The sequence below is a fragment of the Limosilactobacillus caecicola genome (assembly GCF_943192935.1).
Classification (GTDB): domain Bacteria; phylum Bacillota; class Bacilli; order Lactobacillales; family Lactobacillaceae; genus Limosilactobacillus; species Limosilactobacillus caecicola.
Map to the genome: position 1 here is coordinate 447767 of NZ_CALPCI010000002.1, position 25677 is coordinate 473443.

The 25677-nt window shown below is 42.1% G+C and carries 28 protein-coding genes and 1 other annotated feature; of the genes, 4 read left to right on the forward strand and 24 right to left on the reverse strand.

Annotation, left to right across the window (positions count from 1 at the left end; translation table 11 throughout):
• Window positions 1–40 precede the first annotated feature (40 nt).
• Together NFR43_RS04815 and NFR43_RS04820 are read right to left on the reverse strand one after the other, a co-directional pair.
• Window positions 41–805: an inositol monophosphatase family protein gene (locus tag NFR43_RS04815; protein WP_251546985.1), complete on the reverse strand. Its 765-nt coding sequence runs from the start codon at window positions 803–805 to the stop codon at window positions 41–43.
• Between the two features lie 6 nt (window positions 806–811).
• Window positions 812–1093 (reverse strand): UPF0223 family protein, encoded by a 282-nt coding sequence (locus NFR43_RS04820; protein WP_251546987.1) that lies wholly within the window; start codon window positions 1091–1093, stop codon window positions 812–814.
• Window positions 1094–1215: 122 nt separating this feature from the next.
• Here NFR43_RS04820 and def point away from each other — a divergent pair, with 122 nt between their 5' ends.
• Entirely contained in the window at window positions 1216–1776 is a 561-nt protein-coding gene (gene def / locus NFR43_RS04825; protein WP_251546989.1) for a peptide deformylase, read from the forward strand.
• Between the two features lie 30 nt (window positions 1777–1806).
• Here def and NFR43_RS04830 read toward each other — a convergent pair whose 3' ends face one another.
• Window positions 1807–2301, reverse strand: coding sequence for a hypothetical protein (locus tag NFR43_RS04830; RefSeq protein ID WP_251546991.1), 495 nt, complete (start codon window positions 2299–2301; stop codon window positions 1807–1809).
• A gap of 129 nt (window positions 2302–2430) precedes the next feature.
• Here NFR43_RS04830 and NFR43_RS04835 point away from each other — a divergent pair, with 129 nt between their 5' ends.
• The 3 genes from NFR43_RS04835 to NFR43_RS04845 all read left to right on the forward strand — a co-directional run bounded on the left by NFR43_RS04835 (window position 2431) and on the right by NFR43_RS04845 (window position 4343).
• Entirely contained in the window at window positions 2431–2643 is a 213-nt protein-coding gene (locus NFR43_RS04835) for a DNA-directed RNA polymerase subunit epsilon (RefSeq protein ID WP_251546993.1), read from the forward strand.
• Window positions 2644–2714: 71 nt separating this feature from the next.
• A complete protein-coding gene (locus NFR43_RS04840; RefSeq protein WP_251546995.1) occupies window positions 2715–3668 on the forward strand; it encodes a diacylglycerol/lipid kinase family protein in 954 nt (317 codons plus the stop codon).
• A 252-nt stretch (window positions 3669–3920) separates the two neighbouring features.
• Window positions 3921–4343, forward strand: coding sequence for an ArsC/Spx/MgsR family protein (locus NFR43_RS04845; RefSeq protein ID WP_251546997.1), 423 nt, complete (start codon window positions 3921–3923; stop codon window positions 4341–4343).
• Between the two features lie 61 nt (window positions 4344–4404).
• Here NFR43_RS04845 and NFR43_RS04850 read toward each other — a convergent pair whose 3' ends face one another.
• The 21 genes from NFR43_RS04850 to mraY form a co-directional block, all read right to left on the reverse strand.
• Window positions 4405–5376, reverse strand: a complete 972-nt coding sequence (locus NFR43_RS04850) for a ribose-phosphate diphosphokinase (protein ID WP_251546998.1) — start codon at window positions 5374–5376, stop codon at window positions 4405–4407.
• 133 nt (window positions 5377–5509) lie between these two features.
• On the reverse strand, window positions 5510–8017 hold the full coding sequence (gene recD2, locus NFR43_RS04855; protein ID WP_251546999.1) for an SF1B family DNA helicase RecD2: 2508 nt from the start codon (window positions 8015–8017) through the stop codon (window positions 5510–5512).
• A 79-nt stretch (window positions 8018–8096) separates the two neighbouring features.
• Entirely contained in the window at window positions 8097–8771 is a 675-nt protein-coding gene (locus tag NFR43_RS04860; protein WP_251547000.1) for a tetratricopeptide repeat protein, read from the reverse strand.
• A gap of 14 nt (window positions 8772–8785) precedes the next feature.
• Window positions 8786–9442 (reverse strand): histidine phosphatase family protein, encoded by a 657-nt coding sequence (locus tag NFR43_RS04865; RefSeq protein ID WP_251547001.1) that lies wholly within the window; start codon window positions 9440–9442, stop codon window positions 8786–8788.
• 210 nt (window positions 9443–9652) lie between these two features.
• On the reverse strand, window positions 9653–10786 hold the full coding sequence (gene mnmA / locus NFR43_RS04870; protein ID WP_251547002.1) for a tRNA 2-thiouridine(34) synthase MnmA: 1134 nt from the start codon (window positions 10784–10786) through the stop codon (window positions 9653–9655).
• Between the two features lie 109 nt (window positions 10787–10895).
• Entirely contained in the window at window positions 10896–11237 is a 342-nt protein-coding gene (locus tag NFR43_RS04875; RefSeq protein ID WP_251547003.1) for a DUF1831 domain-containing protein, read from the reverse strand.
• Window positions 11238–11239: 2 nt separating this feature from the next.
• Window positions 11240–11938, reverse strand: a complete 699-nt coding sequence (locus NFR43_RS04880; RefSeq protein ID WP_251547004.1) for a 5'-methylthioadenosine/adenosylhomocysteine nucleosidase — start codon at window positions 11936–11938, stop codon at window positions 11240–11242.
• A gap of 9 nt (window positions 11939–11947) precedes the next feature.
• Window positions 11948–12328, reverse strand: coding sequence for a hypothetical protein (locus NFR43_RS04885; RefSeq protein ID WP_251547005.1), 381 nt, complete (start codon window positions 12326–12328; stop codon window positions 11948–11950).
• Window positions 12328–12882: an NUDIX hydrolase gene (locus NFR43_RS04890; RefSeq protein ID WP_407658140.1), complete on the reverse strand. Its 555-nt coding sequence runs from the start codon at window positions 12880–12882 to the stop codon at window positions 12328–12330. Before NFR43_RS04890 ends, NFR43_RS04885 begins: the two co-directional genes overlap by 1 nt.
• A 10-nt stretch (window positions 12883–12892) precedes the next feature.
• Window positions 12893–13096 (reverse strand): cold-shock protein, encoded by a 204-nt coding sequence (locus NFR43_RS04895; RefSeq protein ID WP_251547007.1) that lies wholly within the window; start codon window positions 13094–13096, stop codon window positions 12893–12895.
• A gap of 107 nt (window positions 13097–13203) precedes the next feature.
• On the reverse strand, window positions 13204–15999 hold the full coding sequence (gene ileS / locus NFR43_RS04900; RefSeq protein ID WP_251547009.1) for an isoleucine--tRNA ligase: 2796 nt from the start codon (window positions 15997–15999) through the stop codon (window positions 13204–13206).
• A 52-nt stretch (window positions 16000–16051) separates the two neighbouring features.
• Window positions 16052–16270, reverse strand: a binding site (T-box leader).
• A gap of 8 nt (window positions 16271–16278) precedes the next feature.
• Window positions 16279–16965: a DivIVA domain-containing protein gene (locus NFR43_RS04905; RefSeq protein ID WP_251547011.1), complete on the reverse strand. Its 687-nt coding sequence runs from the start codon at window positions 16963–16965 to the stop codon at window positions 16279–16281.
• 17 nt (window positions 16966–16982) lie between these two features.
• Entirely contained in the window at window positions 16983–17768 is a 786-nt protein-coding gene (locus NFR43_RS04910) for a YlmH family RNA-binding protein (RefSeq protein WP_251547013.1), read from the reverse strand.
• Between the two features lie 5 nt (window positions 17769–17773).
• On the reverse strand, window positions 17774–18040 hold the full coding sequence (locus tag NFR43_RS04915; RefSeq protein ID WP_251547015.1) for a YggT family protein: 267 nt from the start codon (window positions 18038–18040) through the stop codon (window positions 17774–17776).
• Between the two features lie 14 nt (window positions 18041–18054).
• Window positions 18055–18477 (reverse strand): cell division protein SepF, encoded by a 423-nt coding sequence (locus NFR43_RS04920; RefSeq protein ID WP_251547018.1) that lies wholly within the window; start codon window positions 18475–18477, stop codon window positions 18055–18057.
• Between the two features lie 87 nt (window positions 18478–18564).
• Window positions 18565–19854 (reverse strand): cell division protein FtsZ, encoded by a 1290-nt coding sequence (ftsZ, locus tag NFR43_RS04925; protein WP_251547020.1) that lies wholly within the window; start codon window positions 19852–19854, stop codon window positions 18565–18567.
• A gap of 20 nt (window positions 19855–19874) precedes the next feature.
• Window positions 19875–21239: a cell division protein FtsA gene (gene ftsA, locus NFR43_RS04930; protein ID WP_251547021.1), complete on the reverse strand. Its 1365-nt coding sequence runs from the start codon at window positions 21237–21239 to the stop codon at window positions 19875–19877.
• Window positions 21240–21349: 110 nt separating this feature from the next.
• Window positions 21350–22192 (reverse strand): cell division protein FtsQ/DivIB, encoded by an 843-nt coding sequence (locus NFR43_RS04935; protein WP_251547023.1) that lies wholly within the window; start codon window positions 22190–22192, stop codon window positions 21350–21352.
• Between the two features lie 14 nt (window positions 22193–22206).
• Window positions 22207–23310, reverse strand: a complete 1104-nt coding sequence (gene murG, locus NFR43_RS04940; protein ID WP_251547024.1) for an undecaprenyldiphospho-muramoylpentapeptide beta-N-acetylglucosaminyltransferase — start codon at window positions 23308–23310, stop codon at window positions 22207–22209.
• Window positions 23310–24683 carry a UDP-N-acetylmuramoyl-L-alanine--D-glutamate ligase gene (gene murD / locus NFR43_RS04945; RefSeq protein ID WP_251547025.1) on the reverse strand — a complete coding sequence of 458 codons (1374 nt, stop codon included), beginning with the start codon at window positions 24681–24683 and terminating at the stop codon, window positions 23310–23312. Before murD ends, murG begins: the two co-directional genes overlap by 1 nt.
• A 15-nt stretch (window positions 24684–24698) precedes the next feature.
• A complete protein-coding gene (mraY, locus tag NFR43_RS04950; RefSeq protein ID WP_251547026.1) occupies window positions 24699–25667 on the reverse strand; it encodes a phospho-N-acetylmuramoyl-pentapeptide-transferase in 969 nt (322 codons plus the stop codon).
• Window positions 25668–25677 lie beyond the last annotated feature (10 nt).

A 25677-nucleotide genomic window follows, 5' to 3' on the forward strand; every position in this document is an offset into this window, starting at 1 on the left:
TTTCATAAAAAAACTGTGACCGTGGTCACAGTATTAACGGCTAATCGACAAGTTCCAAAATATCATCTGTAACCTGCTTTGTCGCTACCAATACAAGATTAGATGATAGCACATTGACGCGGCGTCCGTCAATTCCTTTCGCAACTAACCCCATCTCATCGGCAAGGGCCATCCCCGCCGCTAAATCCCAGGGCTTTAAATAGGATAAATAGCCGCCAATTCGTCCAGTAATCACATAGATCATTTCAATCCCAGCACTACCATACATGCGTAATCCCCGAGCCTGTTTTTCGATTTCACGAATGTTATGACCGCCATCAAGTGTCAAACCCGCATTCACGACGATTAGACTATCATGGAGACCATTGTTAGCTGGAGTATTCAGCCGCTGATCATTAACGTAGACCCCATGGCCATTGCCACCGTGATAAAGTTCATTATTCATGACATCCATAATGTAACCATAAGTTGGCCGACCATCAACATAGAGCGCCACCATGATCGCAAAATTACGGTGTTGCATCACAAAATTCATTGTGCCATCAATCGGATCAACAATAAACACATGGCCATCAAGATTATCAACCCGGTCGCCATAGCCTTCTTCACTGATAATCCGTGCAGACGGATCTATTTGCCGTAATCGTTGATTCAAAAATTGTTCATTTTCTTTATCTACCGTGGTAACTAGATCTTTATAACTAGTTTTCAGATCCACATCATATGATTTCTTCATTCTCTGCAGAGTTCGTTCTCGAACATCCCACATTAACTGTTGAACTTGTGCGTCAATTTCTTCTAACATTTAATGCTACCCCCGACCTAACCTAATTATTTTGTTCTGCGATTGATGCGTAGCTTGAATAACATCATATAATTGGTAGCCGCTCTTTTGATAAAAGTCGCGCCCTAAACGTTTTTCTTCCGATTTCGCTGGCACAACGTGTTTAAAGTCATGATAGGCCTTTAAAAGCTCATCGCGCATGGCGCCTTGTTCATAGGCCTTTTCGACAAGATTAAACATGTGAACCACCATCACTATTTCACCCGTTGTCCAACTAGGATCAATTGGATAAGAATAATTTCCGTCCATTAACTCTCCACCTCGCTTTTTATATTTTAACATTCTTCCTCAATTCCGTAGCACTCAGTTTTTATACAATCAAAAATTATTTTGTGATAGACTGGTATTTAAATATAAATGGAGGTTGCAACATGTTTTTAATGAAAGATATTGTCCGTGACGGTGATCCAGTCCTCCGGAAACGGGCAGACAAAGTCACCTTCCCACTTTCTGATGAAGACCGGGAATTTGCGCGCAAGTTAATGGAATATCTCGAAGTAAGCCAGGACCCCGAATTATGTAAAAAATATGGTTTGCGGGCAGGAGTGGGGTTAGCCGCTCCACAAGTAGGCGTTTCCAAGCAAATGGCATCCGTTCTGGTGCCCTCTGACGAAGAGGGTGGTGAACCCCAATTTAAAGACGTTATTATTAACCCCGTCATTGTTAGCGAATCTGTCCAGTATGGGGCACTTACAGAAGGTGAAGGTTGCTTGTCAGTGGATGAAGATATTCCCGGCTACGTTCCACGTCACGACCGAATTACCTTAAAATACCAAGATGTGAACGGCGAAACTCACAAGGTGCGGTTAAAGCATTATCCTGCAATTGTGTGTCAACACGAAATCGATCATCTTCACGGAGTGCTGTTTTACGACCATATTAATAAGGAAAATCCATTTGAAGCACCAAAAGATACTGTCTTATTTGGTTAAGGGATAAAAAAGGTGAGGGTTATGTTACCCTCACCTTTTTTGTTCTGTCGACGATTCCTGAAGCTTTTGTAAATCATGGACATATTCAAACGAAGCTTCATTTGTTAAATAAGTAACGTCCAAATGAAATTGTTTTTTGCCTTGCCACCAATCTGTAATGCGAAATGGCACTGCAGCTTCATGATAATAGCTAACCTGAGCTTGACTTGCTCGTTGATTAAACTCATTCTCGAGCTGGTGTCGAGAAAGTTCTTGAACAAGTGCTTGATTAGCCGTGGTAACGTTAATATTATATTCAAAGGAAAGCACACCCTTTCCCCAAATATCAGACACCAACTGTGACTGCCGATCACAATTATCGAGTCCGACATGTTCGTCAAGCACCGGCAATACAATTTGATCAGTCACCGTTTGGGCCCGCTGCCTTACAATCATAGTGGCCCGTCTTAATAAGGAGCGGTGAACCGCCTCATAGATTACTATGACAATGATTAATGCAACCACAACTAGCCAGATTAAAGACATTCATTTTCTTCCCTTCACTAATTTAATATTAGGATACCACACCCGGGCGACAGCATCCTGGTTTTGTGCTAAAATAGATAGGTATTTAAACGATATTAAAATATTTTAAAGGAGATTTATTAATCTATTATGACTTTTAAAGTGTACTTTCAACCTAGTCAAAAAACTACTCCTCGTCGCGAGAACACTCAATCTATCTACATTGAAGCAACTTCTGAAGCTGAAGCTCGCCAACTAGTTGAAAATAATACCGAATACAATATTGAATACATTGAACTACTGGATGAAAAATCTTTAGAATACGAAAAGCAAAACGCCGATTTTAAGATTACCAAGTTCTAGTATTGTTGCTTGATAAAAGCCAGGACGCGTTGCTCGCCCTGGCTTTTTTGAGACATAGAGGTGCGCTTATAATGAAGTACTCATTTATCATTAACCCCACAGCAAATCATGGTAAAGCAAAACAAACTTGGGCAATGCTCCAAAAATATCTCAACGAAAACAACATTGAATACATTAACGAAGTGACCCGCTACCCTGGAGATGCCACGGAAATTACCCAACGCTGGAGTCAAGACGTCGCTGACTCACAATCAATAGTAATTGCCGTTGGCGGTGATGCTACCGTTGACGAAGTTATTAATGGACTTTATAACCATAACACTTACTCTAGGAACACCGCTAATCGCCTGCCACTGGCGGTGATTCCTGCGGGACAAAGCAACCACTTTGCTAAAGCCTATGGTATTGATGCCAATCCAGTCAAGGCGTTTCAACAAATCCAGGCTGCCACAGCTACTCAGAAAATCTATATTGGTCATTACCATGAAAGCATTAAGGACGAAGATGGTTACTTTATTAATACTTGGGGTGTTGGTTTTGATGCAGCACTTATGAGTCATCGCCAAAGTTTAGGTAAAAATCAGCATATGCATATGATCTCTTTTTTGCGAAATGCTTTAGCGGTACTCTATAATCAACAACCATTTTCGTTAATGCTCCAAGAAAATCACCACCATACTATTTTCCCCAATACCTTTTTGGCAACCTGTTTTAACCATCTGATTCACAGTTCGCCACAACAAAAGCATCAAGAGCTGTTTGCCAAAGAGCTCAATTTATTAGTAATTGAACGTCACAACTGGTTCATCACCTTTTTGCTACTCCTGAAAATGGTGCTGGGAAATGTCCAGAAGTCACGGTGGGCCCATTATTATCACAGTCAACATTTTCATTACACCACCACTTCGTTGGAATTTGTCCAGAAGGATGGAATTGAACTTGGTAACCGCTTTATCGATGTCACAATTGATAGCGTGCCATGTAATTGCTGGCAACAAAGTACCTTTTCTTCTGAAAATAGTTAAAAACGTTTAAGACCTTAACAAAATTTTAAGCTAAGGTTCGATTATAAAATTAATATCAGTTTTTAATTAAAAATCGAGTCGAAGCCTGGTTTAATCGAGCCTCGCTCAATTTTTTTAATCCTATTTTTGGTTACTAACTTAATCAAAACAAAACTTGTTTATAAGGTTTTATTAAACAATTGATAAGAACCCCGTTTACTAACTTTAAATTGTTAGAATGAAACTAAACAAACTAGTTTCGAGGTGTAAGTTTTGGTCTATCTATATTTTCATACGAATGATCCTTCGAAAAGAAAGGCAATTCGCTGGTTTAATGACCACCAAATTCCCATTACCCAGCGTAATATTGAAAAACAACCTCTGACAGCAGAGGAAGTTCTTCATTTACTCAGTATCTCATTAAATGGAACTGATGACCTGATTTCATTGCGCTCTCGAGACACTAAAGCACTCGGCATGGATCGACCGAGTGTCACCATCAATGAGTTTACATCCGCAGTTCAAAAAAGCCCGCGGATTTTAAAAAACCCCATTATCTTTGATACTAACAAATTAATTACTGGTTTTGACCAAGAAAAAATGGGCATTTTCATTCCGCAATCTCAACGGCGGAATGAACTCATCCAACTGATGAATAGATTTACCCACCCTCAAGGACATATTAAACTCGCTTAATTAAAAACCAGGAACAAGTTTTACTGAAAAAACTTGTTCCTGGTTTTTTTAGTTACATCAATTAGTGGAAAAGCGTTCGTAATGATTGTTGATTGTGAACCCTGGCAATGGCTTCTTTAATCAACGTCGACAGTGACAGCTCGATAATTTTCGGAGATTTTTTGCGATCTGGGATCACAATTGAATCACTTACTAACATTTTCTCGATTGGCGAATGTTCAATCTTTTCTACCGCACCATTGGAAAGGACTGGATGCGTAGCGACCCCATAAATTGCCTTCGCCCCTTTTTTCTTTAACAGTTCTGCGGAATTCGCAATCCGCGTTCCAGTATCAACAATATCGTCCACGATAATTGCCGTTTTGCCTGTCACATCACCAATTAAAAATTCAGGAGCGGCCTCATGACGATGTTCGCGATTTGAATTGTCCCGTTTATCAACAATTGCAATTGGTACCCCACCTAAGTGTTCTGCAAAGCGGCGTACAAGTGAAACACCAGCATGATCTGGAGCAACGATCACGACATCATGATTTAAATCATGGGCATTCAGGTAATCCACGAATGTCATCGCTGCCCGTAAATGGTCAACCGGAATATCAAAAAAGCCTTGTACCTGTGGAGCATGCAAATCAACCGTAATTAAACGATCGACCCGAGCATCCTGAAGAAGGTTTGCTACTAACTTGGCAGTAATGGGTTCCCGTGAACGAGCCTTGCGGTCCTGACGAGCGTAACCATAATACGGCATGACAACGTTGATGACCTTGGCACTAGCCCGGCGGAGCGCATCAATCATTATCAATAACTCCATTAGATTAGTGTTAACCGGATCAGAAACTGATTGAATTACGTATACCTCTTGTCCACGAACACTTTCGTTAATCTCAACGGAAATTTCCCCATCCGCAAAATGACTAATTGTACAGTCACTTAAAGGGATCCCAATTTTTGCGGAAATCTTTTTGGCTAGTGGTTGGTTCGAATTGAGTGCAAATAGTTTGACATCTTGAGCATTTTTAATCTCTGTCATTGTCACGTATCCTTCCCTGGATGAGAATCAGTTTGAATATCTTCACCACTATTATTACAAGGATTATCTGAGAATGCAATCACCTGATCACAATTTGTCCCTTGATTAAAGCAACGTCATTCATTACCTCAATTTAAAAATCTTCAGGAGTCATCCCATCCATACCAATGAGGGGATCAATGAGGTTGTTTTCAATCATCTCCGCAGTTAGTTGCTGAGTCTTCGTGCTCGTTATTTCTTCAGAAGGGTGTGAATGGTGCTTGGGGTCTGCAGTTTTTGTTTCATGGTCCTGCAACTGTTCCTGATGATCGAACACCAGCTGAATTCGCTTGGTTAAAGTAGTCTGCCGGTACTGAGTAGCAGCATTAGCACAACGCACAAAAGCTGCGGGGCTTCCTACCATCAACAGTGCTTGAGAAGACCTAGTTACGGCTGTATAAAGTAAGTTGCGCTGCATAATTGTCGGGGCGTTGGGATTCGATGGAAAAAACTCATCTGCCATCACGATAATGACGACCGCCGATTGGCTCCCCTGAGCCTTATGAATGGTTGTACAGTATGCTAATTGTAAGGCATTCAGTTCGTTAATCCGCAAGTATTCAACTTCTTCACCATCAAAATCAACAATCACCTTTTGCTTTGCGGTCGAATTGGTTTGACCATGTAGCACATTTTGCCCTTCAATCGACTTGATAATCCCAATATCACCATTAAAGACATTACGGTCTGGATCGTTGACCGTCTGCATAACCTTGTCCCCCACCCGAAGTTCATGACCCGCTAACTTAATTGCTGGCTTAGTATCCTCCGGTGGGTTCAGGGCGTCCTGCAAAACTTGGTTCAGATTTTTTGTACCGGCGACGCCGCCATGAATTGGCGCTAAAATTTGCAGGTCCATCAAAGATACTCTGTGCTGGTCACGGTACAATTGGACAGCCCGAGCAATTAAGCTAGGAATCGCCTGCAAGTGGGCCCGAATGAACTGACGGTGTGGATATTGATTGGCCTTTGCTGGGGCAAACAAGTTAGCGTCCACTTTGCCCTGATTAATTCGATTGGCTAAAGGAATAATTGATGAAGTTTTCGCCTGGCGGTAAATATGAGTTAACCGCCGCTGCGGTAAGGCATCGGTGGCTAAGAGATCATGGAATACCTGTCCAGGGCCAACTGATGGTAATTGGTCACAATCCCCGACTAACACAACATGAGTCCCCGGGGTCACAGCATCCATCAAAGCTGTAAACAAAGCCATACTCGTCATTGACATTTCATCAACAATCAGCAATTGTGCGTCGAGTGGGTCAAAATCCATTTCCATCAATTGCCGATCACTAATATCGGCCGTTAAACCGAGCAGACGGTGAATCGTACTTGCTTCAATTCCGGTGACCGAATTAATTTGCTTCGCAGCCCGCCCAGTAGGAGCAACCAGCATAACATCTTCCCGACTAAGTTTTGGATGTAAAGCCAAAAAGCTTGCTACAATTCCATTCACAATCGTCGTTTTCCCGGTTCCTGGTCCACCAGTTAATAACATCACGGAATGGTTTAAGGCTTCTTGAATGGCATCGATTTGGACTTGGTCATAATCATAACCATTTTGTTTTTCAATTTGCTGGATTGCTTCCTGAAATTCTGACTCTTCGACATGTTCAATCTCATCATCAGTCTGTAGCAATTCAAACAATTTTTGAGCAACTTTCCATTCGGCATTGTAGTATGCACTCTCATAGACATGCTGATCATTTTCAATTTCCAACTGGTCTTGTTTCACAAGGGGACTTAACTGCCGCTCCACATTTGATTGATCAACTTGGTAATTTAATAACCGGTTGGTTAATGACAACAGAACCTGACGTTGGGCAAACGCCCCCCCCTGACCATTAATCAGCAATTTAAGTGCGTATAGCAAGGCACCCTGCAGCCGACGTTTGTCTAGCGCAGTGATGGAATAATAGCGTTGGGCAATTTGATCAATCACTGAAAAACGCAACCCACTATCAAATAAATCAATGGCCAATTGGTACGGATTCTTTTGAATGGTTGCTAATGTTTTCACCCCGTACTGGTCAAAAATCAGGTTAACCTGGCGTTCCGTAAAGCCATACTGTTGCAACTTTTTAATAATTTGGCCAGTCGAGTTGCCAATATCAAGTTGGGCAAAAAAATCGATCATGGTTTTACGGTCTGCTGCGTCAATTTCAATAATCTCATCGAGACTATCAGGGTTGTCCAAAACAATGTTCATCGCCTGACCACCAAACGCATCAAACACTAACTTGGTACTTTTTCGGGGATAATTTAAATTCACGTGATGAAATTTGAAATAACGTAATAGTTGGCTACTGGTCTGTGGTAATACAACGTGGCAACCAGTGCTGGAGAATTGCAGCCCGTACCGTTGGTCATCCACTACCCGGCCTTCAAATTCGTAACGATCACCTTCAACCACTTCACCAAGTTGCCCTTTGACAGTAATCGTTTCCTGATCCCATTCAAAATTAGCGTCTTCCACGGCTACGGAGATAATCCGAAAAAGACTCCGCTCAAAAATGACTACCTTAACCGTGCCAACAAACGAGGTCGGCCCAGTCGTGGTCACCCCTTCCCGATGTTGAACAATTTGTCGGTATTCTGCCACAATAATCCTCCTTTCTCCAACATAAAAAAGCCATTAACAAAGGTTGTGATATCCTCTACCAATGGCTTTTGCAAATTAATCACTGCTGCTTGAGCTTTTGGAGTGCATGCTCAATCTCCGCAATTTTCTTTTCACTCTTTTGATAGTAATCAAGGTCCAGTTGTTGAGCTTGATCCAGGTATTTTTGGTATGGCTCATCCAGCGCCATTGCAACTAACCCTCGATTAAATTGTGTATCTGCCCGCCCAGGGTGGTGCAAAAGAATTTGATCATAGTATTGTTTGGCTTTCTTGAATTCACCAAGCGCCAGCATTGAATCACCAAGAACCTGATTGATTTCCGGATCATCCGCTGACAATTCATACGCCGTTAATCCATATGCAACTGCTTGCTTGTATTGTTTCTTCTTCATATAGCTTTGCGCAAGCATTAAGTATGAATCTGCCTTGAGTTTTTCATCATCAATTTGATTATAAAGTTTAATGGCTTCATCTACTTTACCAACGGTGTAGTAAAGGTTTCCTAAGCCATACTTCAAAAAATTGATGGCTCGTTGATCGCCACGTTGTTCAAAAATTCCCAACGCTTTTTGGAATAACTCCTCAGCTTGCACATAATCATTCAAGCGAGTTAGTAATGATCCAAGGTCATAATAATTATTAAATTTGTTTGGTTCTTCATCAATTGCTTTTACTAAGCGGTGAACCAATTGCTCACTTTGGTTTTTTTGTGATTCGAGCTTTTCATCGGCCATATTTAGTCACCTCATTAAATCGTATCAGTTGGGTCAACCCTCGTCTTGTGGAGATACGAGGTATCATTCCACTTCTCCAAATGATAATTTTGACCATCATCAGTTTGCAAAATTGTTGTCGAAGTATTACTCAGGCCACCGCGGTCCTTTAAATGTGCCATTGGCGTTTTTAAAAGACCATTAATTGCAGCATTCAATGCCGCCCCATGTGAAACCACCACAACGTTTTGGCGGGGAAATTCGTGAACGTAATCTTGAACAGCAGCACTGACCCGTTTGATTACTGACTCAAAGCTTTCACTTCCCACAATCGTTGGGTCATATTGGTCCGGATGATGGCGGAAATTGTTTATAACATCAGGCCATTTGTCAGCCACTGCGGAAAATTTCATACCTTCCATTTTGCCAAGGTTAAATTCAATTAAACGTTCATCAATGGTTAAAGGAATTGGCCGCCCTAAAGCTTCAATTAATTTTTCAGCCGTGGTTTTAGCGCGGGGAAGCGGACTAGCAAACACGTGGGCAATCTTCACCGAAGCTAATGATTGTGCCAAACATTTAATTTCATGATAACTTTGTGGTAATAATGGTGAATCGCCATGGGCTCCCTGGTATTTAGAATCCAAGTTCCATTCCGTTTTACCATGTCTAATAAATAATATTCTACTCATTTTCCCACCATGCCATTTAAAATCTAACTTAGCCTTATAATACCAAAAAAACAGTGACGATGGCGCTTTTTTATCCAAATAATTTCCAAGAAAGCTTAATCTTAAGATTCACGCAATAAATTTAATTAAGACCTGATGTTAAATTTTTCAACTAACGCCAGCAAAAAACGGCCTTCGTCATTTAACATGTAGAAAGCCGTTAGCTTGTAATTAAATGTATTGTAATTGACGTTCATGACTGAAAGCCCGGTCGATAATTGCACTTCCCAAGCATTCTTCACCATCGTAAAAGACCACCGCTTGTCCAGGAGTGATCGCACGAGCTGGTTCATCAAAGGTCACCGTAACGGTTTGCTCGTCATCACTAATGTCGACAGTCACACCTTCGTCAACTTGGCGGTAACGGAACTTAGCCGTACAGTGGAAATGGTGTCCATAGCGACTCACAACATCATCGACCCAGTGAATATCACTTGCCTCAAGGTGTGTTGCATATAAGTGAGGATTATGATACCCCTGACCGACAATCAAGACATTTCGCTGAATGTCCTTGCCAATGACAAACCACGGTTCATTACTCTCTTTATTGCCGCCAAGACCGAGCCCGCGTCGTTGACCAATGGTGTAATACATCAAACCGGCGTGTTGGCCGACGACCTTGCCATCAATCGTTTCCATATTACCTGGTTGAGCCGGCAGATACTGACTCAAAAATTCACGAAAGTGACCATCTTCACCAATAAAACAGATCCCTACAGAGTCCTTTTTATCAGCGACCGCCAATCCAGCTTCCTTCGCAATTTGACGAATTTCCGGCTTAGTATAGTTAGCCAATGGGAACATCACGTGATCCAATTGGGCATGATCCAACTGACTTAAAAAGTAGGTCTGATCCTTGTGTTGATCCTTAGCCCGCATTAAGTGCATATTGCCATCAGCATCACGCTTCAAGTCAGCATAGTGACCAGTGGCAACATAATCTGCCCCCAGCTGGTTAGCGTACTCAATGAAAGCCTTAAACTTAATTTCCTTATTGCAAATCACATCTGGGTTTGGCGTCCGCCCCTTCTTATATTCAGCAATAAAGTACTTGAAAACCCGGTCCCAATATTCCTTTTCAAAATTAACGGAATAGTATGGGATCCCAATTTGTGTTGCTACTTTGGCAACATCCTTATAGTCCTCGGTAGCGGTACAAACGCCGTTTTCATCAGTATCGTCCCAATTTTTCATGAAAACGCCAACAACATCATATCCTTGACGCTTTAATAAAAGGGCCGTTACTGAAGAATCAACGCCGCCGCTCATCCCGACAACGACACGTGTATGACTATTATCAGTCATGCAAATCACCATCATTTCTAAATAGATTCTGGATCCATCTACGATTGAAGGTCGCATGTCCAGTAAGTTTCATTATAACAAATCCACAACTGTCGGTCACTGGTTTCACTTACTTTTTGTTAAAGATACCCCGTTCCACCATTTCGTTCAGAATGAAATGCAACTGAGTAACAAATTCATCTTTGCGTTGTTGCTTAAAAATATTGACCTTCGCGAAGCCATTAGTATTAACCGTATCCATCTTAAAACCAGTTAAATCGCCATTAACGGTAATCTGTAAACGAGCAAATGGTTTGAACGGTGACTTGCGATCAAGTGACCCGAGATACCGAAAATTGCCCCGGTTAGTCTTTTCAAATCCTAAATCAAGCAATGTGTATTCCTTAATCTGCGGACTAATTTGGTAGGTATCAACATCACCAGGTAATTGAACAGATTGTTGAAATTCCATTATTAAGCCTTCTTTAATTCAGAAAACAGTTCTAACAACATCTTAGCCGAGCGTTGCCCAGCCTGAATGATAAATTCATCAAAGCTGACCCCGGCTTCTTCATCACCCGTGTCAGACATCGCCCGCACCACAACATAAGGAATGTCGTGGTCAGTTGCTACTTGGCCAACTGCGGCCCCTTCCATTTCAGCAGAAAGCGCTTCTGGAAAATAATGCTTAATTTTAGCAATTGCGTCTTTGCTAGCCACAAATTGATCACCGGAAACAATTAATCCCCGTTCGATCTTCAAACCAGTTTTTTGACCAGCTTGGGCTAATGCATCGCCCCACTTGGCTGAAGCTTTGAAACGGGCCGGTTTGCCAGGTAATTGTCCATAAACGTAATCAAAGGCCCGAGCATCTGCATCATGATAAGCAGTTTCTGTTGAGATCACGATATCGCCAACATGTTGGTTTTCACCAATTCCACCAGCAGAACCTGAGTTAATCACCACGTCAACGTTAAAATCGGTAATCAGATGTTCAGTTGTAATCCCAGCTTCTACCTTACCAATTCCAGATTCAACTAGGACGACATCTTGCCCACTAATCGTGCCCTGGTAGTATTTTTTCCCACCAATCGTGGTTACCTGTTCATTGACCAAATGATCCAATAGCTCCTTGAGTTCCTCTGGCATTGCGCAAATAATTCCGAATTTCATGTTCTTCTCCTATCCGATAAAAAATAATATTAAATAAACAATCACGATTAAAACCACTAATCCGAGAATAACTCGATTTAGTTTGGTTTTTAATCGTTGCGTTTTTTCCTCAGCCAACGTCATTTTGTCGTTAGCCAAGCTTTGTTCCCGCGTCAAAGGCTGGCCTTCCACCAACTCATCTTGTGGCGCTTCTTCCACATTCCGCTTCCGGCTTCGGGAAATTAATGGTTCCTGGTCTAAATTAGTATCGTGACTGTGTAAATCAATCTGTGAATCCTGTTCATTTGACCGGTCCGCTTTCCATTCCGCAAGTTTCCGCCAGCCCTGATTTTTTGACTGCTGCTCACGGTAAGCTTTTCGTGTTAATGGACGCCCTTGATCTTCATTCATTAAATATGTTCCCCCATACTTGCCCAGTAATAAATCGCCATGACCGTTTTCATGTCATCGATTTTTCCTTGACGAACCATCTGAAGTGCTTCTGATAAAGTGACCTTCACCAAGTGAAGATCTTCATCCAGATCCTGAGGCAGCTTAGTTGTCACTGGACTTAAGCCGGTCGCCAAATAAAGGGTAATTTGTTCATCCGTAAAACCAGGTGACGTGAAACTGGCATTAACGCGAGATAAGTGATCAGCGGCCAACCGGGTCTCTTCATTCATTTCACGCCGGGCAGCATGTTCCAAATCGTCGTGATCACGAGCATCGACTTTCCCCGCCGGAATTTCTAAGGTCATCTTATTAACCGGTGTCCGCCACTGTTCAACCAAAATCATTTGCTGGTCATCAGTAATCATTAGCAATGCCACAGCCGCAGCATGACGAACAATTTCACGACTGGTTTCATGACCATTCGAAGTGACCACCCGTTGCTTTTCTAATTCTAAAATGTGGCCATTATACAGGGTTTGCTTTGAAATCGTTTTTTCAGTCTGCTTCACCATTTGCACCACCCTAACTAATTACGCGAACATGTGCCGCTTGAAAGCCTTGTTTGCTAGGAATAATTACGAAGCCGACCTTAGCACCGCTACGCATCAATGGCCGTGACGATTTTTCAATCCCACGGGAGTGGACAAAGATTTCTCCATCGTGGGGTGATGTGATAAACCCCCAACCTTTGTCAGATTCGTAGCTTTTAACAGTTCCAATGATCATCCGTAAATTCCTCCAAAATAAAAATGAGTCATCGCATTTCTGCTATGCCTCATTTTACACCACCAGCTATGGCTTGTCATGAACTGACCACCAAGCTTGAGGTTTTCTTATTTTTCCAATCCAGTTGCAACTGTTTCAGGGAAGTTGTCACGAACAATCTGTGCACACCGAGCACATAATTGTGGGTAAGCATCGTCCGTACCAACATCTTCTTTGGTCATCCGGCAACGCGCACAGACCTCACCAGCAGCCTTTGTGACTTTGACAGCTGAACCATCCTCAAATTGTTCCACATCCGCTGGTGCATCATCTACCGAATGAATTTCTAAGGCGGAAACACCAACCAGCAATGCAATATCGTAATCTAAGGAATCGAGGAGCGCAATCTGGCTCGGCTTCAAGTATAAATCAGCACGGGCTTCCAAGGAACGACCAATCAATTTATCATTCCGAGCCTCTTCCAGAACCTTAAGAACGTGAGAACGAATTTCCATGAACTGTTGCCATTGATTTAGTAACTCTTCTTCATTAGCAAAGTGGCGCGCTTCAGGAATTTCCGTTAATTGAACAAACTCTTCTGGTTCATTCATGTAACTCCAAACTTCTTCAGTCGTGTGTGGCAAGATTGGGGTTAATAACTTCACCAGGCCCACCAAAATGTCATAGAAGACGGTTTGCATTGACCGGCGTTCTAATGAATCAGCGGGTTGAATGTATAAAACATCCTTAGCAACATTCATATAGAAGGCAGACAAATCATTATTGACAAAGTTAATTAACAATTTGTAACCATCCAAGAAATCATAACTATCAAACTTTTGCCGCATTCGCGCCAAGAATTGATTGAAATTAATCAGCATGTACTGGTCAACACTGGTTAACTTTTCGTAAGAAACGGTATTCTCTTCCGCATCGAAATCATTCGTATTGGCTAACAAGAACCGGAACGTGTTCCGTAACTTCCGATATGCTTCAGAAATTTGTTGGAAGGTTCCCATTGAAACCCGGACATCAGCAGAAGTATCCGCACTCATGACCCACAAACGAATAATTTCGGCACCCATTTGTTGAACGACCTTGGCTGGGTCAATGACATTCCCCAGTGATTTTGACATTTTCTTACCTTTTTTATCTAAGGTAAACCCTTGAGAAAGGACGGCCTTGTAGGGAGCATGACCGGAAACAACTACGCTAGTGATCATACTAGAATTAAACCAACCACGGTATTGGTCAGAACCTTCCAGATAAAGGTCTGCTGGGTAGGTAAGGTAGCTACGTTCGTTCAATACCCCTTGGTGAGATGAACCAGAATCAAACCAAACATCCATGATGTCAGTTTCCTTCTTGAATTGGCCATTTGGTGAATGAGGGCTAGTGAAGCCTTCAGGTAAGAGGTCCTTGGCATCCCGTTCAAACCAAACATTTGAGCCATATTCACGGAAGAGATCGGCAACGTGATGAATCGTTTCTTCGGTCATAATTGGCGTCCCATCTTCAGCATAGAAGATTGGCAATGGAACACCCCAAACCCGTTGACGAGAAATTACCCAGTCACCACGATCTTTCAACATGTTGCGCAGACGAACCTTTCCCCATTCTGGGAAGTATTGGACTTCATCAACAGCCTTAAGGATTTCATCACGCATTTTCTCAATCGAAACAAACCATTGATCAGTGGCCCGGAAAACAATCGGCTGCTTGGTCCGCCAATCAAATGGATAACTGTGTTTGAGAGGTTCCTCCAGCAACAAAGCCTGATGGTTTTCAAGCAGTTTCAACGAAATATCGTCGGCTTTTTGATAAAAGACGCCATCAAATTCCGGACCATTTTCTTTGGTCAGGACCCCTTGATCATTCATTGGGGCAAAAATTGGTAGGTCATATTTCTTCCCGAAGCGGTAGTCATCGTCCCCATAACCAGGAGCCGTGTGAACCAAGCCGGTCCCGGCATCATCAGTAACATAATCAGCAACACCGACTAACAATTCACGATCAAGGTATGGATGTTGGGTAGTCATCATTTCCAAGTCTTGACCCTTCAATGTTTTAACGACCTCGTAATTTTCCCAACCTAATTTTTCAACGACTTCAGCAAGCCGACTGTTGGCAACTACAAATTGACGATCATCGTCAGCAGGCTTAATGACTGAATATTCAAAAGTTGGGTTTACTGCCACCGCTTCAGAAGCTGGAATGGTCCATGGCGTGGTAGTCCAAACAACAAGGTAGGTATTATCATCTAAAATGCCCTTGCCATCTTTAATTTGTTCTGCAAAGAAAGCCGTTTTGGCAACCACATCGTGATATTCAACTTCTGCTTCTGCCAGAGCTGATTCAGATGACCATGACCAGTAAACTGGCTTTTGGGCCTGGTACAGAAGGCCCTTTTTCGCAAACTCACCAAAAACCTGGATTTGTGCCGCTTCAAATTCTTTATCCAAAGTCAGATAAGGGTGATCCCAATCACCACTGACTCCCAATCGTTTAAAACCGGCCATTTGTTTTTGAACCTGCTCTAAGGCATATTGACGACAGAGGTCCCGAAATTCGGTGGTCGTCATTTTCTTGCGGTCATAACCAGACTTGGTTAATTGGTGCTCAATTGGCAACCCATGGGTATCCCATCCAGGAACATATGGCGCCCGGTAACCCGTCATCGACTTATAACGAACGATGAAATCCTTACTAATTTTGTTCATCGCGTGACCAATGTGAATATTACCATTGGCGTATGGAGGACCATCGTGAAGGACAAACGTTGGTTTCCCCTCATTTAATTTTTGTCGTTGCTCATAAACTTTATTTTCTTCCCAAACTTTTTCACGTTGGCCTTCAGTTTCTGGTAAATGGCCACGCATTGGGAACTTAGTTTTACCCAAGTTAAGCGTCTCTTTAACTCGCATCCTACTTCCCCCTTAAACATAATTAATTCTAAAATAAAAAACAGCCTCATCCGAAAGGGACGAAGCTGTTCGTGGTACCACCCTAGTTTAAAGTAATCCAATGACTTGACTACTTCCTTAGGCATTACATAACGGGAATGGCCCGGTGATCCTTACTAATTCAGGACCACATTCTGAGCTGATAAACCTCTTTGCTAGTCATCGGTTCACACCAACCACCGACTCTCTGGGACCACACAAAAAAGGTTCCTGGTCTCATCTTCATTTTAGAATTATTCATTAATGATCAGATTTGTCACTATCTGGGAAAATCACGACAGTTTGGCCAGTATCTTGAGCAGGCTGTTGACTACCTGAATCTTCACTAGTAGGAACATCTGATGTTGAAACAGAGTTTACACTGCTTTCTTGTGGATTGTCAACCTTGCTTCCCAGAATCTTTTGGATTTCTGTAAAATCTGACATGTCGGTATTAGCTAGCAATTCATCCCAATCACTGCTCTTGACTACTTCCAGTTGAGATTCCAACATTACCTGAAGCCGTTGACGGAAAATCCGCGTTTGTTTCTTCAAATCATTTGTTTCCGTCGTTAACTTCCGGGTGGAATTCGTACATTCTTCAATCACTGCATTGGCCTTCTCGTTGGCTTCGGAAACGATATCGGTAGCTTGCTTTTGAGCCTCCCGGACCATAATTTCAGCTTCCTTCTTGGCATTGTTCTTGACCTTATCAGCGGCCTCTTGCGCCACTAAAATTGACTTATTTAATGAATCCTTAAGGTCAGTAAAGTACTTTAGTTTTTCCTGATTAGCCTTTACTGATTCAGAAAGTTCACGATTTTGTTCCGTCAATTCTTGAACGGTGTCGGCAACCTGTTTTAAATATTCACGGACTTCAGCCTGGTTAAAACCACGCATTTTAGTATCAAAGCTCTTATTGTTAATTTCATCTGCACTTAAAGTCATGATTATTCCTCCAAATATTATGCTTTAATCATTTGTATATTCAATCCAATGTTGTTTTTCCTGTTTTTACCAGTAATTTGCGTCAGTTTCACCCGACCTCCATGACGAACAGAAATTAGGTCATGAACGGCCAGTGAATAGTCTGGTCGTTCGAGTGGCTCCCAATTTACCCGTACTAAACCATGCTCAATTGTCTCTTTCGCACGATTTCGTGAATAATTAAAAGCATTAGCCACCACCGCATCCAGGCGAAGTGATGAAACTGTAATGTGATTCTCTTCCCAATCAGATGATGGAACAACAAGCTGATCAGCAGAAATTTCTTTCATACGGACGTGAACGCGACCAATTCGATCAACTTGGCGACTAATAAATTCTTTAATCTCAGTACTAACCACTAGTTGCCAAACCATTTGATGATTAAGAATATCACCAAAACTATCTCGTTTTAGTCCACTACCGATCAAGCTGCCAAGAATCTGCCGATGATAAAGTTCTGTAAACTTAGCAGGATAATCGATTTGGAAATATGTCAGGTTAAAGTCCTCTGCTTGCGGCTGGTAATAGTCAGGATAAACTAACAAACGTTGCATTTCAGCAGCAGAAAAACCACCACACACTTGAAAAGCTAGATCATCAGTACGGTGAATCAACGTTTGAGCGATATAGATTTGCCGTGGATTCAAAAAATTAGATAATACCGGCCGGTATTGATTCTGTGCTATCGCAATCATATCTAAAATTTGATTAATGATATCCTGTTCATCAGGACGAAAGTGTTGACTAATATTTTCATTAACCAAGCTCATCACCCCAAAAGTGCACCAAGCATCCGAACACCATACTGAGCAAGCCACAGCACAAAGACCGCAACAACCGGTGCAAAGCTAATCCCACCCAAAGGTGGAATGATCCGCTCAAAAATTTCAAGATAGGGTCGTACTATCCGATCCAAAAAGCGCCCTAAACCACTTTGACTTGCTCCGGGGAACCAAGATAACAAACACCAAATTACAATTAAAAAAACGTATAAATTAATGAGGCTATTAAGCGCCCAAACAAGAAAATTTATCACTAATCGCTCACCAACTAATTATCAAATGAATGATTTTCATTCGTCAAATCGGCCATTGTTTGCCCAGTAACTTCAAAATTCTTTGGAGTGCACAAGAAGATTTGTTCACCAATCCGTTGAATTTCCCCATCCATCGCAAAAACGGCACCGTTTAGAAAGTCAACTGTCTTAACAGCAACCTTGGGATCCATTTGGCTAAAATTGATGATCGTCGCTTGACCATTTAAGAGTTGGTTAGTAATGTCACGAGCATCACCGTAGATGCGTGGTTCAAAAAGCGCAATCTTACCGGTGGTACGCAACGACCGGGCACTCTTAATTGAGACTACTTTATGATCGTTATTAACACTTTCCTTCACTAGTTGATCATCATAATAATCCGTCGCAGTTGCATCATCATTCATCCCAAAGAAATTATTCAAAAACTTACCTGCCATCTTAAAACACCTCTTTCTATCATTTTACCTAATTGTTGGCAAATAAGCCCTCAAATCGAAGGATTTGAAGGCTTATTTACGACCTCATTATTGCCGACGATTCTTGAAAAATGCTGGAGTGGAAAGGTCTTCTCCTCCATCATCCACATCGGTCAAATCATCATCCTGAACACTAAAGTCAGGCTTTTTGACATCATCAAAATTATTCGTACGGTTGAATTGCGAATTCAATCCTTCACCAGGATCGTTCCAACCACTGAATGGATCATTCTGGGGATCGTTACCATTCGTTGCTTCTTGACCATCATTATCACGAGAATCAGTAACGGACTGACTAGCGTTAACATTCAATGGTGCTGGTTGGTCATCTGAACTAGCAACATTCGAACGGGAATTGCCATTTTGTTGCTTTCTCTTATCAATTCCAGTGGCAATCACGGTCACGCGGACTTCATCGTTAAGATTGTCATCAACCGACATCCCGAAGGTAATATCAACGTTAGTATTAGCGGCTTCACGGATCACGCTTGAAGCTTCTTGGGCCTCAAACATAGAAAGGTCTTTTCCACCGGTGACGTTAACCAAAACGTGTTCTGCACCATCAATGGAAACTTCCAGTAACGGTGATGAAATGGCCTTCTTAGTTGCTTCCGCAGCTCGATTTTCACCAGTTGAAGACCCGATACCCATTAAGGCAGATCCTTGGTTAGTCATGGTGTGGCGAATATCAGCAAAGTCCAAGTTGATGTAACCAGGGTTAGTAATTAAGTCAGAAATTCCTTCAACACCTTGACGTAACACATCATCAGCTTCTTTAAAGGCTTCCATCATTGGCGTCTTCTTATCAATCATTTCAAGAAGTTGATTGTTAGCAACAATGATTAAAGTATCAACGTTTTTCTTTAAATTAGCTAAACCTTGGGAAGCCAACTTGGCCCGCCGAGTTCCTTCAAAACTGAATGGTCGCGTAACCACACCAACGGTAAGGGCACCTGAATCCTTAGCGATCTTGGCAATAACTGGTGCAGCACCAGTACCGGTTCCACCACCCATTCCGGCGGTTACAAAAACCATGTCCGCACCTTCCAGAATCTTGGTAATCTCAGATTCACTTTCTTGGGCCGCTTTAGCACCAACTTCAGGATTGGAACCTGCACCAAGTCCACGAGTCAACTTGGGCCCTAACTGAATTTTGGTAGGAGCTGCAGAGCCATCTAATGCCTGTAAATCGGTATTGGCAACAATAAAATCAACACCCTTAACCTTTTCATTGATCATTTGATTAACAGCGTTACCGCCACCACCACCAACACCAATAACTTTGATGCGAGCGCCTTCCATTTCAGTTTGGTCATTCGTATTCGTTACATTATCCATAAAAAATCCTCCATGATTGCTTAATCAAAAAAGTTGCTAAAAAAGCTCTTAAACCGACTCTCGCCAGAGTTCTTTTTATTAGAACTATCCTTAGGTGCTTCTTGATGTTCAGTATTGACCCGTTGTTGGCGACGACTTTTATGTGGCCGACGCGGTTGTGGCTTTTCAATAATCCGGTCATTTTCATGAGCCTGATGTGGACTAGCAATCAGGTCTCCATCATGCACTGTTTCCTTAATCAAACGGTCAACATCACTTAAACCACTTTCATACTGACAAAGTGATAATGCCGTCGCATAACTCGGTTGGCGAATTCCCATTTCGTTTGGAACAAATACCCGCACATTTCCAGGGAAGTATTCCGCAGCCAGTTCTTTAATTCCTGGCATTGCAGCAACCCCACCATAAAGAACTAAGCCACCTGGTAATTGTGGAGCGTTAATTGAATTTAGTTTATCCTTCGCCCGTCTAAAGATTTGCCGTAATCGTGCTTCAATAACTTCGGACAAGTATTGCTCAGTATAGTTAACGGGTTGGGCCTTACCAACAACGTCAACTGCTAATTGGACATCATCAGCAGCTTGTTTACTGTCTGCATAACCATGGTCGCGTTTAAGTTGTTCGGCATTCTTTTGTGACGTATTGAGGACTGCTGAAATGTCTTTGGTGATATAGTTACCACCCTCAGGATCAACATAAGCAAATTTCAGTTGGTGATCATGAATGATGCTAGTAGTTGTTTGCCCAGCACCCAAATCCATGATAATCGTACCAAAATCTTGTTCACCATCACTTAAAACATTTGAACCGGTAGCAATTGAGTCGACAACCATGTCTTCAATCTGTAACCCTGCCTGTTCAACAGCTTTCTTCGTATTGTAAACAATCGTCTTTGGGCCACTATAGAGGGTTGCCCAAAGCTCTAACCGAATCCCGGACATTCCACGTGGATCTTTAATACCGCGGAACTGGTCAACCGCAAAATCGCGTGGAACAAGGTCAATAACTTCTCGTTCAGGTGGTAACCCTTGTGACAATGTTGAATGAGCAACATCAATTACATCTTGATTAACAATTTCCCGTGGTTGTCCCTGATCCGAGAGGTTAATTAACCCATGAACTTGACTCATTTGAAGATAATTGGCCGGTAACCCAATTATCACCTTACTAATTTTGACCCCGGACTTTTCAGTAGCCTGAGCAACCGCTTGCTTAATAGCTGTTGCAGTGCGATCGATATCAACAATCACGCCGCGATTAAGGCCGCCAGATGGTTGTTTACCAACACCGATCAATTTCAGCTTGCCCTTTACGTTCTCACATACAAGTACTTTGATCGAAGTGGTTCCAATATCTAAACCAACATAGATTTGTGAGTTATTCATTATATAAGGAACCCTCCTAAAATTTTATTAATTATAAAATGACTTCCAGGTCAATTTTAACACAGTTTTTTGACGAACACCCGCGAATTTCATAAAAGCTTACACGAAAATCATTTCGTTGCTGAATAATTATAAGAGTAAGCTCCGTATTGTAAATCGATCACCCCATTATTTTTCATTTTAGAGACGATCGACGGGTAGTACTTCATTTTTTCACCAAGCGAATCAGCCCGTACCAGGACCGTATTTCCATCATCCATAATCAGTTTTAAGCGATCAGGATTGATTTTAGTTGGCGAATAAATTACTTCAGAAATCCCTTGACGAATGGAAGCCGGTAATTTACCAATCTCACGTGCAGCAATTTTCAAATGCGTATAGTGGTAAGTGAAATTTGAATACCTTAAAAAATTATCAACCTTACCTGAAATGGGACGATACTTACCGTTCGATAATAACAGTTCTTGTCGTCCATGATGGTTAATCACACCAATGATCGGATATTCAGAAACCCGTACTTTCACACTTCGGAGACCAGTTAATTGGACCTTTAATCCTTTAATTTGCGGATTTTTCTTTTGTGCCGCATGCAAAGTGGCGGATTGGTGGCGAATAAACCACCAAAGATAACGACCCGGCCGAATATCGGTTGCCGTCTGAACCTGTTGGCTCGTCAGATTCTGATTACCAACTACCTTAACTTTCGCCACCTTACTCAGTGGTGAAATTGTATAGATCCCCAGCAAAAGTAAAACGACAAAAGGAATCAAGACGCTGGCAGCACGCTTACCATTACCCAATCGCTGATGATAGCCAACTGCTGGGACCTTTTGATTTAATGAAGCTTCACGTTCACTAATCTTTTTTAAAGCACCCAGCCCTCGCTGTTCCAGCTTTTCTAGTCGACCACGATATCGTTTGTGGTCGTCATTATTATCATAATGGTTCGCCAATCTGTCTTTCCTCCTTAACGGTGGTCTTCTTCCGCCTTCTTCAGTACTTTAATGAGTCGGTCAGCAGCGTCGGGCTTGCCAATTTCACGAGACGCTTGTGCCATCTTTTCCCGGACCTCCGGATTGGTCATGATCTTATCAGCCTGTAATAACAACGTGCGAGCGTCTAATTGGTCTTCTAAAATCATTGCAGCGGCACCTTTTTTAACTAACGCTTGGGCATTTTTAACCTGATGGTTGGCAGTAACGTATGGACTCGGGATCAAGATTGTTGGAATGCCCAGTGCTGTAATTTCAGCAATTGTCGTAGCTCCGGCCCTTGATACTAAGGCCGCTACTTTTGGTAACTTGTGAGGCATATCAGGAATGTAAGGGACCACTTTAACGTTATCGCCGATCTCAACATTTTTCAGTTGTTCCATAACGTGCTGATATCGCTTCTGCCCCGTTGCAAAAATCACTTGATAGTCCCGTTGATTAAATTCTGGAATCGCGTCAACCACACTTTGGTTAATTTTCGGCGCACCCTGACTACCACCAAAGATCATCATTGTTGGCAAGTCATCCCGTAATCCATCAGCAGTCCATGAGTAATCTGAATTCATATTGGCGGCCACCTGTTGTGCCCGGGGATTACCCGTCATATGAACTTTTCCTTCAGGAAATTGGGAACGGGCAGCCTCAAAAGCAATGGCAATTTCATCAACGTAACGGCTTAAAAACTTATTGGTAATCCCAACTACACTATTTTGTTCATGAATGACCGTTGGAATGTGCATTTTGGCAGCGGCATACAAGACGGCCCCACTGACATAACCACCGGTTCCTAAAACAACATCCGGTTTGAAATCACGGATAATCTTTTTCGCATCATGAACCGATTTCAAAAATAAATATAGTGTCTTAAGGTTTTCAAGAGACAACGAGCGTTTAAAGCCCTGCGTGTGCAAAGTTTTTAATTCTAAACCAGCAGCTGGAACAATTTTATTTTCCAACCCCCGGGTGGTTCCGACATAGAGGACTTCTGTCTCAGGTTCAACCTGTTTCAAACGCTCAATGAGGGCTAACGCCGGATAGATATGTCCACCCGTACCACCGCCAGATACTAGTAATCTCATTAATTTTGCTCCTTTTGGCCCGTTAATTTTTCAACGGCTTCTACGAATTTGTCACCACGAACTTCAAAGCTTGGGAATTGGTCCCAACTAGCATTCGCAGGTGACAGCAAAATAACATCACCAGGTTCACTTAAGTCCCATGCTTGCGGTACCGCAGTGACGGCATTGTCACTTTCGTAAACCGGAATATCAGCTTGCTGGCCAGCATCCTTCATTTTATCCTTACATTCACCAAACACAATTAAAGCTTTCACATGCTTCTTAAAGTACGGTACTAACCGTTCAAAGGTGTAGCCCCGATCTAAACCACCAGCTAAAAGGATGACTGGCTTGTCAAATCCTTGTAAGGCCACTTCAGTCGCTTCAATATCTGTTGACTTAGAATCGTTGTAGAAAAGCCGGTCTTGGTATTCCATAACATATTGAAGTCGGTGACGAACCCCACCAAAGGTGGTCAATACTTTAACAATGGCTTCATTGCCAACACCACTCAATTTTGCTGCAGCGATTGCTGCTAATGCGTTTTCAACGTTTTGTGGTCCAATCAAACGAATATCTTTGGCTTCCATGATGCGTTCACCACGCCAGAAGATTGTCCCATCTTTAACATAGGCACCATCTTCACTCTTATCTAGCCGTGAAAATGGAACGATGGTTGCCGAAGAGCGCCGAGCAATTTCTTGCCATTCATCGCGGTCCCAATTCATAATCAGATAATCATCTTTCGTTTGGTTCCGCGTAATGTTTAATTTAGCATTAATGTAATTTTCACGAGTCTTGTGGTAGTCAAGGTGATTAGAAAAGATGTTAGTAATAACGGCAATATGTGGATGAATTTCGGGAGCTCCTAATAATTGGAAGCTCGATAATTCAGTGACTAGGTAATCATCAGCCGTTAATTCTTGGGCTGTTTTTGTAAAGGAAACACCAATATTACCAGCATATTTAGTTGTATGTGGTAATCCAGCATCTAGCATCTTTTGAATTAAAGTTGTGGTCGTTGTTTTACCATTTGAACCAGTAACACTGATGAGGTGACCAGGGAAAATTTCGTATCCTAATTCTGCTTCAGTAATGATCGGCGTCCCCTTTTTAACAAACGCCGCCACCAACGGAACATCATAAGGAATTCCTGGATTCTTAACTAAGTAGTCAAAGTCTTCATCGGCCAAGCTCAAAGGATTATCTCCAGTGATAACCTTGATGCCGTCTTTTTCAAGATCTTCAACGATCGAAGGGTCTTTAGGTGTTTTTTGATCGTTAGCTACGACATCGGCACCTAACTTAACTAATAAATGTGCCGCGTTAATTCCACTCAGGCCAAACCCCATTACTAAAACTTTTTTACCTTCATATTTTGTAACATTCTTCATAATATCACCTTTCCTTTATCCAAAAGCAATCACAGTAACTACAGCAATGATGGCACATACTAATTGGAAAAGCCAAAAAGTAATGTCAATCTTCCATTCACTCCACCCAATCATCTCAAAGGTGTGGTGAATTGGTGTCATCTTAAAGATCCGCTTCCCCGTGGTTTTAAAGGAAGCAACCTGTAAAATGACACTGGCCGTTTCAACAACGTAGACTAATCCAACCATTAATAAGGACCACTCATGATGGAGTAATAGAGCTACGGCAGCTAAACTAGCACCCAATGCTAATGAACCCATATCACCCATAAAAATCTTGGCAGGTTTGTGGTTGAACGGGAAAAAGCCAATCAAGGCCCCAATCATGGTTAAACAGAAGACAGCAACTTCCAGCTGCTTTTGGTAAATTGCAATCACCAGGTAAGCTAAAAACGAAATTGTTGCCAGACCGGTTACCAGGCCATCAAGCCCATCTGTCAGATTAACCGCGTTGGAAAAGCCAACCATCCAGAAAATAATGAACAAACCATAAAGCCAACCAATTTGCGATTCACCAAAGCCCATTTGAAAGCCTTCGTGTTGATAAATGACCGTAAAAATCATGGCAGCAACGACTTGACAAAGAAACTTTTGCCAAGGTTTAAAGCCTTCATTCTGATGATGAAAAATCTTAATGCTGTCGTCCCACATTCCAATTAAGCCATAAACCACCAATGTGAACAATAATGCCCACATTGTGTTATTTAATAAGCCATCGAAAATACTCGTGACTAAAATTGCGACAGCCGCGGCCACAATGAACAACAAGCCACCCATCGTCGGAGTTCCCGCCTTCTTAGCATGCCAGGTAGGACCAATTTCGCGAATTTGTTGCCCCTCTTTTTTTGCACGGAAGTAGTGGATCAAATAAGGCATCAAAAAATAAGTAAGTAAGGCAGCGATCACCCCTGAAATCAGACCACTGACTAAGATTTTACTAGACATAAGCATCCTC